Here is a 13,828-nt window from a genome sequence, read left to right on the forward strand (position 1 = left end):
AGGAGCACTTCGATTGTTTGTCGAAAAGAAAACAGGTATAACTGAATTAAAGGAGTGAGGGAAATGGCAGAAGTATTAACACGTCAAGATGTTGACGTTACAGAAACATGGAATCTAGAGTCGATTTACGCAACGAACGAAGCGTGGGAAGAAGAATTCGAATCGGTGAAAGCGATGCTTCCATTACTCGTCGAGTATAAGGGTCGTCTTGGACAGAGTGCAGAAACGCTCTATGAAGGGTTACAGTTACGAGACGAAGTCTCAAGACGCCTTTATAAGCTTTATACATACGCGCACATGCGTTATGACGAAAATACAGCAGACAGCTTCTATCAAGCCATGAACGACCGTGCTCGGACGCTCGCGTCGCAAATCGGAGCAACACTTGCTTTCATGACACCAGAACTATTAGCTGTACCTGAGTCAACGATTGAGACGTATCTTAATGAGAATCCAGATCTTGCGATGTATCGTCACGCATTTGATGAATTGAATCAAGAGCGTGAACACGTCCTGACGGAAGCAGAAGAAGCGATTCTTGCGAAGGCAGGAGAAGTACTCGGTCAATCCGGTACGACGTTCGGTATGTTGAACAATGCAGATCTGACATTCCCGAAAATTAAAGGGGAAGACGGAGAAGAGACAGAGTTGACACATGGTCGCTTCATCACATTCCTTGAATCATCTGATCGTTCGGTCCGTGAAGCAGCATTTAAAGCGATGTACGGAACATATGCGAAATACACCAATACACTCGCCTCGACACTTGCTGGGTCAGTTAAGAAAGACAACTTCTATGCGGATGTCCGGAAGTTCCCATCGGCACGCGCAGCAGCTTTACACGGTAATGCGATTCCTGAGTCCGTCTATGATGGATTAGTTGAAGCGGTACATGAGCATTTACCACTGCTCCATCGTTACGTCGCCCTGCGTAAGCGGGTGCTCGGACTCGATGAACTACACGTGTATGATATGTACACACCACTCGTTTCTGAGGTGGAGATGAAAGTCTCTTACGAGGAAGCGAAACAATTGATGGTTGAAGGACTCGCCCCGCTCGGAGCGGAGTACAAGCACATCCTCGAAGAAGGATTGTCTGAACGTTGGGTTGATGTCCGGGAGACGCGTGGTAAACGGAGTGGAGCTTACTCTTCTGGTGCTTATGATACACAGCCGTTCATTTTGATGAACTGGCAAGACAACATCAACAACCTCTTTACACTCGCACATGAATTCGGACATTCTGTCCATAGTTATTACACGCGGAAATCTCAACCATATCCATATGGTGACTATTCAATCTTCGTCGCAGAAGTCGCCTCAACGACGAATGAAGCATTATTGAACGACTATCTATTGAAAAAAGTGACGGATCGTAAAGAAAAACTCTATCTATTGAACAATCAACTCGAAACATTCCGCGGAACATTGTTCCGACAAACGATGTTCGCCGAGTTCGAACATGCAATCCATGATGCGGCTCGTCTTGGACAATCGCTGACACCGGAATTCCTAACGTCAACGTATTATGCGTTGAATCAAAAATACTTCGGAGAAGAAATTGTATTAGATGAAGAAATTGGTCTAGAATGGGCTCGGATTCCACACTTCTACTACAATTATTATGTCTATCAGTATGCAACAGGTATTTCTGCTGCTGCTGCCTTGACGGATCAGATTCTAGAAGAAGGACAACCTGCTGTAGAGCGATACATCAACAATTTCTTAAAAGCGGGATCAAGTGATTATCCAATCGAAGTGTTAAAAGCTGCGGGTGTTGATATGACAACAAAAGCACCAGTGGAAGCAGCACTTCGTCAATTTGAACGTGTCCTAGATGAATTTGAATCTTTGTTAGCAGAGTGACATCTTTGTGACAAAGTGAACAAAGAGTGGAAAAGAGGAGAGGTCCACGATATACTTATATTGTGAAGAGGGTCACATTCCCCAGTCGATTCTCTTTTTCCCCCATCCAGTGGTCAAAAGAAAAGTCCTTCTCGTCATGAGGGACTTTTTCTTTTGTCTATGATTGAACATAAAAAGGACAGTGAAGCACGCTTCACTGTCCTTTTTATGTTTTTATCATGCATGTGCCGAATCTTTTAAATGACGCCATACTTTTCCATCACAGTACGATAGAGAAGCACATTTTTGTTGCAAGACTAGTTTTTTTAATTCATGTTCAATCTGGGATTCAGGAGCGTCATAAATAAAGGCGATTTCAGCCGTTGTTGCTGTTTCATACCGTCTCAAGAATTGTTCGAGTGGTGGCTTCGGTTGTTTTTCGATCGTATGATCTAGCAATTCACTTAAGATCGAGACATACACCAAATACTCATAAGGTCCTTCTGCTTTAATCGCTTCTTCGTCTCCGACGAAAGCAAGTGTCGGAAGAATCCGAACATCCCACTCGGTGACTAGTTCAGTTTCTTTCTCGAGCATTTGCTGAATCGTATCCGACGACACATCACGATGGAACTCTTCTAAATCCAAACCATACTCCGTCAATGCTTCTGCTAGCCGCATCAATGATGGGCGACTATAAGCACTTTCTCCTTCGACGTTATGAAGCATTCGAAGGCGTCGCATGAATCGCATACCAAACGTTTTTCCTTGAAGCTCAATTGCTTTTAGAATGACGAGTGGTGACATATCGCATGCAGATCGTGATGGAGCACATGGAATCGTTGCAATCGTCCGAAGACGGAACAGATGACCATATTCTAGCTCTAGCTTCTTGAGGACGGGTATCAACCGTAAACCATCCGTTTGTGTCACATCTAGAAAATGATAGATTTCCAGAGGTTTCGTCGGTTGTTGAATCGATGGTTCGTCCAATGAACAATAAGATCCGTTGCATTGTGCGTGTTCCATCCGTTCACCCCTTCCTGTTGTTATCGTTACCCTATTTTAGCAACGAAAAAAAAGAAAGAGCAAAGGTTTTGCTTGTTCATTCTTACACGAAAAATCAAGAAAGCGCTTTACGTTCCATGAAGCGAACGATTTTGTTTTTTGTTTTGCGCTTGGGAATGTCGTGTTCTGAAAGAAGTCGCTCGAAATCCTTTTGCCCTTGTTCGAAGTTACTGACCTCAAACTCTAACTCATAATCGGTATGTCCGAGATAGCGACTTTTATCAAGGACAAGCAATCCTTCTGGAAGAACGGTTTCGATTCGTTCTGTCTCTAATCGACCTAAATGTTCTAAAGATCCCTGTAAATCAAATGAATTTAGCTGATTGTTCATCTCTTCGGAATGAATTAGACCGTATTTGAATAAATCTTCTGCTTCAGTTGCTGATAACGTGACATGTGTCTCAAGCAACCCCTTTTCATGAGGTTGTTTTAAAGTCAGTACGAGTCCCTGTTTTTTTCACGAATCCGTAATGCAGCGCCTTTTTTACGAAGTTCAAAATCTGGTGTATCAAAATAATCATTTGCTTGCCAAATGGGTTGTTTTGTTGACGCATAATGGGTAAATAGTGATAGATATTCTTGTTCAGACAATAAGTTCTTAAATTCGATTTCCAATTCTTGTCTAATCGGAATCACGCCTTTCTAGTTGAATGTCTGAAAATATGATAACATGAATGAGGTAGGAACAGGCACCGAACCAATACTATTCGATTAAAAGTGGTGACAAATCAGATGACAAAAGAAAATTGGGATTTATTTCTTGCGCCGTATCAAATCGCGGTCGATGAGTTGAAAGTTAAGCTAAAAAGCGATTCGTAAACAATTTCAGCAACGGGGAGAACATTCACCGATTGAATTTGTCACAGGACGGGTCAAACCTGTAAAGAGCATTCTTCAAAAAGCGGAACGAAAAGCAATTGCGCGCGAGTCATTAGAACAAGATATGCAGGATATCGCCGGATTACGTATCATGTGTCAATTCGTCGATGATATCATTCATGTCCTTGAGCTCTTGCGCTCGCGCGGAGATTTCAAAATCGTCGAAGAACGAAACTACATTACGCAAAAAAAGGATAGTGGCTATCGATCGTATCACGTCATCATTGCCTATCCGGTACAGACAATCGAAGGTGAAGTTCCGACATTAGTCGAAATTCAAATTCGAACGCTTGCGATGAACTTCTGGGCAACGATTGAACACTCGTTGAACTATAAGTACCAAGGAAATATTCCGGAAGAGACGCGTGAGCGATTGCGGCGTGCGGCAGAGGCAGCATTTTTGCTTGATGCGGAGATGAGCCAGCTGAAAGTAGAAATCCAAGACGCACAACTCGTCTTTCAACGCGACGCTAAGGCGTCTGAACGATTAAAAGAGTAGGGGGATGACCATGCGTTTTGCAATCACGGCTCGTGATGATGAGCGATCTCATGCGCTGAAACAGCAACTCGAGCAGGCATTGACGGATCGAGGATGTATTCTTGATGTCAGCCAGCCGGAAATCGTCGTCTCGATCGGTGGAGACGGAACGATGTTACAGGCGTTTCATTCGTATCTCGATCAAGTAGAGACGATCACGCTTGTTGGGATTCATACGGGGCATCTTGGTTTTTATGCGGATTGGCGCCCTGAAGAAATGGATGAACTGATTGATCATATCGCGAAGCAGGATTTGGCGACGGTTCAATACCCATTGCTTGAACTCTCGATTGATTATGCGGATGGTTCACACAACCAACTGCTTGCCTTGAATGAATGTACGATTAAAAGTTTTAATCAGACGCTCGTTTGCGATTTATCGATTCGAGGCGACTACTTCGAGACATTCCGAGGGGACGGGTTGTGTGTATCGACACCGTCTGGTTCGACAGCTTACAATAAGGCACTCGGCGGAGCGATCGTTCACCCGGCGCTCGAAGCAATTCAAATTACAGAGATGGCTTCCATCAACAATCGTGTCTACCGGACGATCGGCTCACCGATGTTGCTACCGAAACATCATGATGTCGAAATTCGTCCCGTCAATCCGATTGATTTTCAGATGACCTATGACCACTATGCTTCGATCATTCATCAAAACGTGACATCGATTCGGTGCCGGGTCTCTGATAAAAAAGTGAAATTTGCTCGTTTTCGTTCTTTCCCGTTCTGGCAACGGGTGCGGGAATCTTTCCTGGCAGACGAAAGACGTTAAAGTAAAGGAAATGGAAACATGAATGGATTTCAGCTACAACAGATGGTGACTGACATCGAGAATGGCTGGCGTGTCAGTCATTTTTGTACGACCCGCTTAGGAATTTCACGAAAAATGTTAGTATCGATTAAAAATCATGGGGATATCACGCGTAATGGTCAGCATGTTAACGTCCACGACGTCTTACACGCGGGTGATCATGTCCATATCTTCTTCCCGGAAGAGACACCAGCACCGGATATGGTGGCGACAGAAGGGGAACTTGATATTTTGTTTGAAGACGATTGGTTACTCGTCGTCAATAAACCGCCAGGCATGGCATCGATCCCGTCACGATTGCATCCAGAACGCTCATTATCGAACTATGTCCTTGGTTATTACCGAAAACAAGGAATTCCGTATGCGATCCATATCGTTAATCGGCTCGATCGTGATACGAGTGGTCTTGTCTTGTTCGCGAAACATGGGCTTGCCCATCACCGGATGAGTCTTATGCAACGATCCAATGAATTAGAACGACATTATTTAGCGTATGCACCCGGAAACGTACCGGTACAAACGATTGATCAACCGATTGGTCAAACCGATCATTCTTTCATGGAACGGATGGTACGACCAGATGGTCAACGAGCCATTACGCATATCTTAAATAGCCGTCTAGTTCGAGCCTTTGACCAAGAAATCTCATTACTCGATATCCGACTAGAGACGGGTCGGACACACCAAATTCGTGTCCACCTTGCTTTTCTTGGGCATCCTTTGATTGGCGATACGATGTATCAAGGAAACCCGTTGCTGCCGCGTCAGGCGCTCCATAGTGCGTCAGCAACGTTCCTTCATCCTGCGACGGGAGAACGGGTTCGTTTTGAAGCACCACTTCCTGAGGATCTCCGACTGGAATGATGAAGTACACAAATAAAAGGCAATGGACTTGGTCCACTGCCTTTTATTTGTGTTTAGTCCTCATCGAACATGGAAATCCGAGATTGAGAGGCGATTGCCATGATCAATCCTAGACCGACGAGGTTTACGATCATCGTTGATCCACCATAACTGATGAACGGTAAGGGAAGACCTGTGATCGGTAAGACACCAATCGTCATCCCGATGTTTTGGAAAATCTGGAACGTAAACATCGCGACGTATCCTGTCACGATATAGGTGCCAAATGGATCCGCCGTTTCAAGTGCAATTTGAATCAAGCGATAGACGAACAGGAACAAGACGATCAAGACGATGGCAGCTCCAATGAAACCGTAGTGTGAGGCAATCGTCGTAAAGATGAAGTCTGTATGCAATTCTGGAACAAACACTTGCAGTTTCCCGTATCCAACGCCGAACATTTGCCCTGAACCTGTAGCGTTGATTGCTTGGACGAGCTGGTACGACAGATCATCCGCATATTCGAATGGTTGCAACCAAGCCATGATCCGGTTCATCGCGTGACCCGGGAAAAAGGTGGCGAGTAAATCGTTCTGGAAAAAGAACAGATAAAAGAAGATGATGACGGCGCCTGCAAACAGACCGAACATTGTCAAAAGCCATTTCCAATTTAGTCCTGATAATAACATCGCACATGCCAAGATGACGCAGAGAATCAAACCAATCCCTAAATCGGGCTGAATGATGATGAGACCGAGCGGCAAGGCTGTAACCGCGACTAACTTGATAAGTAACAAGAGATCTCTTTCATGTTGAACATAACGCGCATTGTGCTCGGTAATAACGGCAGCGAGCGTCACGATCAAAAAGAACTTCATGAACTCAGCCGGTTGGACCGTACCGATAACGGGGAATTGATACCAACCGTATGCCCCTTTGATTTCAGTGACGATTGGTGTACCACGGAAAATGACAAGACCGATCAATGACACGATACCTGCTCCATATAAAAACCAGTGGAATCGCTTCAACTGTTCATAATCGATGAAAATGACGACGGATAACGCCATGAAGCCGATGACATACCATTGAATTTGTTTGGCAGAGAAGTTGATGGCACTGATCGCACCTTTAAGCGAAGGTTGTGCTGTATAGATGGCGATGATACTGATGACCATCAGACAGGCGAGTAAAAAAAGCAACGTATGATCATAACGTTGTGTAAATGATTTGAATCGATTCATTTCATCCCTACTTTCTATCACTTTCTATATTACCGTAATTTATCAAATCCGCAATATCAAGAGCGATGGTTGACAGAAGCGTTACGTTTTTGTAACCTGAAGATAGGTTTTATTACCAGGTACTAATTCAAGGGGGACTCTATCATGAATATTTATCCTTCACTCGAAGGCAAGACGTACGTCGTCATGGGCGTCATCAACCAACGTTCGATTGCATGGGGTATCGCACGTGCGCTCGACGCTGCTGGAGCAAGCCTGGCATTTACATATGTCGGGGAACGTTTTAAAGCACCACTTGAAAAATTAGGGCAAGAATTATCACGTCCGGCTTCTTATTATACGTGTGATGTCACAAGTGATGAAGAAATCGAACAGGTCTTCCAAACAATCCATGCGGATCACGGTAAGATTTCAGGAATCGCTCACTCGATCGCATTCGCGGACAAAGAAGCGCTTCGTGGTGAATTCTCTGGAGTAACGCGTGAACAGTTTGCGCAAGCACTTGATATCTCAGCCTACAGCTTAACAGCAGTCGTCAAGGCGGCGAAGGATTTCTTTACGGAAGATGCATCCGTCATCACGTTGACGTACCTTGGTGGTGAGAAGATGGTTCCGAACTACAACGTCATGGGTGTTGCGAAAGCCGCATTAGATGCAAGCGTTCGTTATCTCGCTGCTGAATATGGTCAGCAAGGCGTTCGTGTCAATGCCATCTCAGCTGGTCCAATTCGGACAGTATCAGCAAAAGGTGTCGGCGACTTCAATTCGATTCTTGATAGCATCGAAGAACGTGCGCCACTTCATCGTAACGTCACGACAGAACAAATTGGTCAAAGTGGACTGTTCTTGCTTTCACAAATGTCGAGTGGGGTGACAGGAGAAATCCTTCACGTTGATAGCGGATTCCACATTCTTTAATAAAAGATCGATTAAGCCAGGCTTTCCTAAGTGGGAGGCTTGGTTTTTTTGTGCTGGATCGGGGAAGTATCAAATATGAACATGTTGAAGGAGAGAGGAAGTGTAATGGATGAATGCAATCGATTTTACAGTCGTGCAATATGTGAACCGTCAAGTACGTGTCGATCCACAACTAAAGACTGAGCCAGTCGCTCGGATTCAACCAATTCGCCCAATCGATGCTTATCGTGAACATGAAACTGACGATTTTTTAGAAGAACAAGCAAATGCATACGGTGTATTACCAGAACTAAAACTTCCCGGTCGAAGCTTCGACCGGGAAGTTTAATCATTCATTGACCTGAGAAGCGGAATGTCTCATAGACACTCCAAGCACCGTTTTCCAGTTCATACAATAAAGCCATTTTCGTAACGTCCTCTTGGAAACGAATATCTTCCATCTTGAGACGTTCTAACACGTCGAACAGTTCGACATCCGACAGTTCTTGACCAATCGTGATATGTGGCAAGAAATCGTATTTCGGCTTATGTTCGAGTGGCCCTGTATGCAAAGCGCGATGTAATTGTTCTAACTCATCCGTTGGCATTACTTTAAGGAACAAGACATTGTTCGTCGGATGGAACGAACGAGCTCCTTGAATGTGCAAATTGACAGGCTTCGTTTCGGACGCGATTCGATTCAACTCCGTCACGATGTGGTCTAATTCTGTCTCATCGACTTCCATCCGCTCCCGTAGCGTGATATGAGGTGTGATCAGTGCATACTTCGAGTCATATCTCTTTCGGTATGAATTTGCAAAATCTTGAACGCGTTTCGATGGAAACAATACAACCCCGATGTTCATCGAAAATCCCCTACTTTCCCCTGAAATGATAACGCTTTACAAAATAATCATGACGGATTCTGGCGTCGATGTCAAAGAAGTTTGAGAGGAGGTTCAGAATCCGTGTATACTAATGAAGTACTTTGTTGGAGAGGTGGATATAGTCATGAAGAAAACACATTCAAAAGAAGTCAAACAGGCAGCTATCGATAAGTTACATGAACGAGGGGTAACGATTCATGCGATTGCTGAAATCGTGTACCAGATGCAGGCCCCATACACGGTAGATCTGACAATTGAAACATGTGTCAGTTCAGTAGAACGTGTTCTTGAAAAACGTGAATTACAACATGCGATTCTCGTCGGAGCAGAACTAGACATCTTGGCGGAAAAAGGGTTATTATCAGAACCCCTCCTGTCCATCATCCAAAGCGATGAAGGGCTATTTGGCGTAGATGAGACGATTGCGATTGGCGCCGTCAACACGTATGGTTCGATTGCGGTTACGACGTTCGGCTATTTGGATAAAGCAAAGGTCGGTATCATCAAAGAACTCGATACGAAGCTTGGGGATGGAAAAGTCAATACGTTCATGGATGATATCGTCGCGGCCATCGCAGCAAACGCGTCCGGACGACTAGCGCATCGCTTGCGGGATAAAGAAGACTACTCAGCAGAAGAATTAGAAGAACGTAAGGGGACATACTAATGCGGGGTGCGAGAGCGGCATGGACAGGTGCGTCTATTGCTGTCGTCTTGTTCGTGATCATCGCTGTCTCGATTCGAATGACAGGCTATTTCTTATTTGATGCCCAATTATCATCATACATGTCGCAACATGTTCCTGGGGATTACGTTTCTTGGTTCACTCAACTCGGATCAGGTCCAGGAGCGATGACGATGACAGCGTTACTTGGCATACTGAGTTATGTCTTGTGGCGAGATCGTATCGCAAGCATCTGGTATGTGCTCATGGCAATATCGGTAGGGGTGTTGAATCAAGTCGTTAAATTCGCTTTTGTTCGAGAGCGACCTTCATTAAACGAACTGGTTGGCGGCGTAGGATACAGTTTTCCGAGCGGTCATTCTGCGATGGCATTTGCTGTCTATGCTGGATTTCTCGTTGTTGCGTTTCATCATCTAAAAACAGGTGGGAAAGTACTTGTATCGATCGTGACGATTGGATTATTCCTCGCCATGGGAGCTTCTCGAATCATTTTAAACGTTCACTATTTCTCAGATGTCATCGGTGGGTATTGTTTTGCCGGAATTCTTTTATGTAGCTCCTATGCATTCATCGTCTCCCGTAGAAAAAAAGGAGTGGCTTGATGTTACTGTTAGATGTTGATCACAGTTTGTTATTTGATGAAGAGACGATGCGCTCCATCAACAAGCCGACGTTGCTTGTCGAGCGAGTCGCTGGGCGACCTCGTTTCATGACGATGCGAGCGCATCTTAGATTAAAACGGTTAGTATCGATTAACGGTGTTGTTCCGGTGACGAAACGAACGATGGAAGAGTACCAGCAGTTGGAACTCTTTCAAATCGATGCGCCACCTAAGTGGGCGATCATTGACGGTGGAAAGATTTTGCTCAAAGAAGGAAAAGTGGATCGTCGATATGAAAATTGGCTTCGTCAATTCAATAAGGAGACATCACTTAATTCCATTCTTGAGTATCTCATCGAAATGGAACAAGTTTCAATCGATGTATATCCTTCTGAGACGTTATCCAGTGTAATCACGCTGCCGCATGAACCGATTCAACGGACGACGGACGAAGCGGTATTACTAGAAGAACTATTTCGTAAGTATGAAACGACATGAAAAAACCGGACGGTAGACTAGACTGACCTAGCAATATGAGACACATATAAAACACCTTGATTAGGCTGCCTGTACACCGTATTTTTTCGGTGTCAGGTAGCCTAATTTTTCTTGGATTCGTTCTTCGTTATAGTAATTTAAGTAATTAGTAACGCGTTCAGAGACCTCATGGTCTCTTAGTGAATTAAATTTGACGTACTGGAATTCCTCGGACTTTAAATTAGAGTGGAACGATTCGATAACTGCGTTGTCCCAACAGTTTCCTCTACGAGACATACTGCTTGTTAGGTGATTCCTTTTAACGAATTCTTGAAAGGCGTATGACGTATAGACACTTCCTTGGTCCGAATGAAGGATGACCCCTTCGGGATAGTTTCGATTCTCAAGCGCTATCTTCAACGTATCAATCACAAGAGACGTTTGTTGATGCTCGTATAACTTGTATGCGACGATTTCGTTATTAAAAAGATCCATGATGATGGAAAGATATTTCGTCGTGCTGCCGTATTGGATATAGGTGATATCCGTCACCCACTTTTGATTCGGTTTACTTGCTGTGAAATCGCGCTTGATGAGATCCGGTGCCGTTATGATGCGCTCACCTTGAGACTTCCATCTTCGCTTCGGCTTGATCCGACATTGGAGATGGTGTTTTTGCATGATTTTCTGTACGGTATTCCGATTGGCTTTTAACTGATAGATTTGCTGTAATAATGCCTTTATTTTTCGATGTCCATTCCGATACTTGGTCTGTTTACTTAGTTCAATGACGGTTTTTTCGAGCACCGAAGGTGCTTTCACAGATTCCTTAATCCAACGGTAATAGCTTGCTCTTGGTACATTCAAAGCGCTAAGAATGGCGGTGATTGTATACTTTCTCCGAAGAAACTCTACAATTTTTATGACTACTTCTTTCTCAACTCTCTTTCGATTTCCATGTACTTTTTTAAGATCTCATTTTCCATCTTCAGATGTGACATTTGTCGTTCTCTCTTGTCATCCTCACTCGCAGAATCTGGACCATGTCCATAGGTATATTGTTTACCGATTGGCTGATCAAATCGATAATGTTCGTTAGAGCGATACCATCTCATCCATGTTTTGATTTGAGATTCATTTTTGATTCCGTACTTCTCCATGATTTCTCTCGTCGTTAACTTACCACTCAGCTTATCTTTGACTACTGCCCATTTCACTTCACTTGAATATACGTTTTTGCCCATGCAAAAACACCTCCGATGTTAGTACTTTTTAAAAGTGTACCACTCCGAAGGTGTTTTATATTGTCTCAAAATTTTAGGTTAGCCCATCCGAATTAAATCGGAAGCAGTTTTTTTTGCTTATTTTCCTTCGATCGAAGCCCATTTGTACGAGAAGTCTGCGCCGAAGTTATGCTCGACGACTCCTTTAACGTATGGTTTGACGAGGAATGCACGTCCACGCTGATAAACAGGTGAGATCGCTGCAGAGTCGAGAAGGATTTTCTCAGCTTCTTGCAATTCAGACCAGCGTTTTGCTGCATCTGTTTGTGTTTGAGCATCTTTGATGAGTTTATCATACTCTTCGTTTGACCACTTACCACGGTTGTATGGTCCGTCTGTCAAGAAGAGATCGAGGAACGTCATCGGATCTTGGTAGTCAGGTCCCCAGCCCGCGAATGAAAACTGGAAGTCCCCTTTGTTTTCGAGATCAAGTTTGTTTTTGAATGGTTGTTGTTTGATTGTGACCTTCATACCTGGAAGGTTTTTCTCAAGTTCACCTTTCAAGAACTCACCGATTTTCTTAGCATCGTCGCTATCATAGTTCAAGAGTTCAAGATCAACCGATTTTTGACCGATTTCCTTAAGTCCCTCTTCCCAGAGTTTTTTCGCTTCGTCTGCATTATATTCGTTGAATGCTGGATACTTATCACGGAAATCTTTCCCGTCAGCATCTTTCGCGAAATCTTTTGGTACGAGATAGTTCGCTGGAAGTGATCCGTTTGCGAGGATAACATCCGTGATCCCTTTTTTATCGTAACCCATGTCGATTGCGCGACGGATTTTTTCGTTATCAAGCGCTTTTACCTTCGTGTTGAGGTAGAGGTAGAAGATTGTTGATTCACCTTTTGTTTTGAATTCTTTATTATCTTTGAACTGGGCAACGAACTCAGATGTTAAACCTGTGCGATCGATGTCACCTTTTTCGTAAAGGTTAACACCAGTTGCAACTTCTTTAACGACCTTAACGTTGATCGTTTTAAGTTTAACAGCATCTTTATCCCAGTAGTTATCGTTTTTGACCATTTTCCAGCCTTGCTCACGTGTCCACTCTGTTAATTTGAATGGTCCGTTATAGAGCGCTTTGTCTGCAGTCGAACCGAAGTCTTTTCCGATTTTCTTCGAGAGTTCTTCTGATTTCGGCATGAATGGTCCGAATCCAGTAAGTCCGAGGAAGTAGTCTGCAGGTGCTTTTAACTTAACTTCGAACGTTTTGTCGTCGATTGCTTTGACGCCGACAGCATCACGCTCGCCTTTTTTCGTGTTGTACTCTTCTGCACCTTCGATGTTGTAGAAGACGTATGCATACTGTGAAGCGTTCTCTGGATTAAGAACTTCTTTCCATGCATATTCAAAGTCTTTAGCTGTGATTGGAGTACCGTCAGACCATTTCGCATCACGTAATTTGAACGTGTACGTCTTTTTGTCTTCTGATACTTCATGACTCTCAGCGATACCTGGTGTTGGTTGCTGTTTGTCATCAAGACGGTAAAGACCTTCCATCGTGTTGTTCAACACGTTGAATGAAACTGCATCTGTAGAAGTCGTCGGGTTAAGTGTCGGGATATCCGAACCTTCGATCAAGTTAAGTGTTTGATCACTAGACTTTTTGTCTGAACCTGTGTCGCCCGATTTGTCGCCTGAATCCGTTGTCGAACAAGCTGCGAGGAACGCACTTGATACGAGAGCTACTGAAGTAGCTAAAGCAAAACTTTTCTTCTTCATGTTACGATGACCCCCCTAGGTTTCTAAAAAGTGATACTGTCAGGT

General features: G+C 44.0%; 13 protein-coding genes and 2 pseudogenes. 9 read left to right on the forward strand and 6 right to left on the reverse strand.

Annotation, left to right across the window (positions count from 1 at the left end):
* The first annotated feature begins 63 nt into the window (after positions 1-63).
* The gene (gene pepF / locus P401_RS0109220) at positions 64-1,866 is read left to right on the forward strand and encodes an oligoendopeptidase F (RefSeq protein ID WP_029342208.1); all 1,803 of its coding nucleotides are present in this window, start codon (positions 64-66) and stop codon (positions 1,864-1,866) included.
* 216 nt (positions 1,867-2,082) lie between these two features.
* On the opposite strand, the gene P401_RS0109225 is transcribed toward pepF, so the two are convergent.
* Together P401_RS0109225 and P401_RS17700 are read right to left on the reverse strand one after the other, a co-directional pair.
* On the reverse strand, positions 2,083-2,874 hold the full coding sequence (locus tag P401_RS0109225; RefSeq protein WP_029342209.1) for a DsbA family protein: 792 nt from the start codon (positions 2,872-2,874) through the stop codon (positions 2,083-2,085).
* Positions 2,875-2,968: 94 nt separating this feature from the next.
* Positions 2,969-3,549 (reverse strand): annotated as a pseudogene (locus P401_RS17700) (CYTH domain-containing protein).
* Positions 3,550-3,645: 96 nt separating this feature from the next.
* Between P401_RS17700 and P401_RS17705 the strand changes: the two are divergent.
* The 3 genes and pseudogenes from P401_RS17705 to P401_RS0109245 all read left to right on the forward strand — a co-directional run bounded on the left by P401_RS17705 (position 3,646) and on the right by P401_RS0109245 (position 6,008).
* Positions 3,646-4,291 (forward strand): annotated as a pseudogene (locus tag P401_RS17705) (GTP pyrophosphokinase).
* A 10-nt stretch (positions 4,292-4,301) separates the two neighbouring features.
* Positions 4,302-5,105, forward strand: coding sequence for an NAD kinase (locus tag P401_RS0109240; protein WP_023468882.1), 804 nt, complete (start codon positions 4,302-4,304; stop codon positions 5,103-5,105).
* Positions 5,106-5,123: 18 nt separating this feature from the next.
* Positions 5,124-6,008, forward strand: coding sequence for an RluA family pseudouridine synthase (locus P401_RS0109245; protein ID WP_029342210.1), 885 nt, complete (start codon positions 5,124-5,126; stop codon positions 6,006-6,008).
* 53 nt (positions 6,009-6,061) lie between these two features.
* Here P401_RS0109245 and P401_RS0109250 read toward each other — a convergent pair whose 3' ends face one another.
* Positions 6,062-7,231, reverse strand: coding sequence for an FtsW/RodA/SpoVE family cell cycle protein (locus P401_RS0109250; RefSeq protein WP_029342211.1), 1,170 nt, complete (start codon positions 7,229-7,231; stop codon positions 6,062-6,064).
* Positions 7,232-7,375: 144 nt separating this feature from the next.
* On the opposite strand from P401_RS0109250, the gene fabI reads away from it, so the two are divergent.
* Both fabI and P401_RS0109260 read left to right on the forward strand, forming a co-directional pair.
* Positions 7,376-8,149 carry an enoyl-ACP reductase FabI gene (gene fabI / locus P401_RS0109255; protein WP_029342212.1) on the forward strand — a complete coding sequence of 258 codons (774 nt, stop codon included), beginning with the start codon at positions 7,376-7,378 and terminating at the stop codon, positions 8,147-8,149.
* A 109-nt stretch (positions 8,150-8,258) separates the two neighbouring features.
* A complete protein-coding gene (locus P401_RS0109260; RefSeq protein ID WP_029342213.1) occupies positions 8,259-8,477 on the forward strand; it encodes a hypothetical protein in 219 nt (72 codons plus the stop codon).
* A gap of 4 nt (positions 8,478-8,481) precedes the next feature.
* Here the strand turns inward: P401_RS0109260 and P401_RS0109265 are convergent, their stop codons facing one another.
* Complete coding sequence (locus tag P401_RS0109265) at positions 8,482-8,994, reverse strand: YjcG family protein (RefSeq protein WP_029342214.1); 513 nt, start codon at positions 8,992-8,994, stop codon at positions 8,482-8,484.
* A 145-nt stretch (positions 8,995-9,139) separates the two neighbouring features.
* Between P401_RS0109265 and P401_RS0109270 the strand changes: the two genes are divergently transcribed.
* Genes P401_RS0109270 through P401_RS0109280 form a run of 3 tightly spaced genes read left to right on the forward strand, consistent with a single transcriptional unit; the run spans position 9,140 to position 10,799 of the window.
* Positions 9,140-9,682 (forward strand): phosphatidylglycerophosphatase A family protein, encoded by a 543-nt coding sequence (locus tag P401_RS0109270; protein ID WP_034786059.1) that lies wholly within the window; start codon positions 9,140-9,142, stop codon positions 9,680-9,682.
* Positions 9,682-10,302 carry a phosphatase PAP2 family protein gene (locus tag P401_RS0109275; RefSeq protein ID WP_051656288.1) on the forward strand — a complete coding sequence of 207 codons (621 nt, stop codon included), beginning with the start codon at positions 9,682-9,684 and terminating at the stop codon, positions 10,300-10,302. Before P401_RS0109270 ends, P401_RS0109275 begins: the two co-directional genes overlap by 1 nt.
* A complete protein-coding gene (locus P401_RS0109280) occupies positions 10,302-10,799 on the forward strand; it encodes a hypothetical protein (RefSeq protein WP_029342217.1) in 498 nt (165 codons plus the stop codon). The genes P401_RS0109275 and P401_RS0109280 overlap by 1 nt, the downstream gene beginning before the upstream one ends.
* Before the next feature lie 60 nt (positions 10,800-10,859).
* On the opposite strand, the gene P401_RS0109285 is transcribed toward P401_RS0109280, so the two are convergent.
* Both P401_RS0109285 and P401_RS0109295 read right to left on the reverse strand, forming a co-directional pair.
* A protein-coding gene (locus P401_RS0109285; protein ID WP_152548189.1) for an IS3 family transposase occupies positions 10,860-12,022 on the reverse strand; the annotation gives its coding sequence in 2 pieces (ribosomal slippage) (positions 10,860-11,746 and positions 11,746-12,022; 1,164 coding nt in all).
* A 117-nt stretch (positions 12,023-12,139) separates the two neighbouring features.
* A complete protein-coding gene (locus P401_RS0109295; RefSeq protein ID WP_029342219.1) occupies positions 12,140-13,783 on the reverse strand; it encodes a peptide ABC transporter substrate-binding protein in 1,644 nt (547 codons plus the stop codon).
* Between the last annotated feature and the right edge of the window lie 45 nt (positions 13,784-13,828).

The sequence above is a fragment of the Exiguobacterium acetylicum DSM 20416 genome (genome assembly GCF_000702605.1).
Classification (GTDB): domain Bacteria; phylum Bacillota; class Bacilli; order Exiguobacteriales; family Exiguobacteriaceae; genus Exiguobacterium_A; species Exiguobacterium_A acetylicum.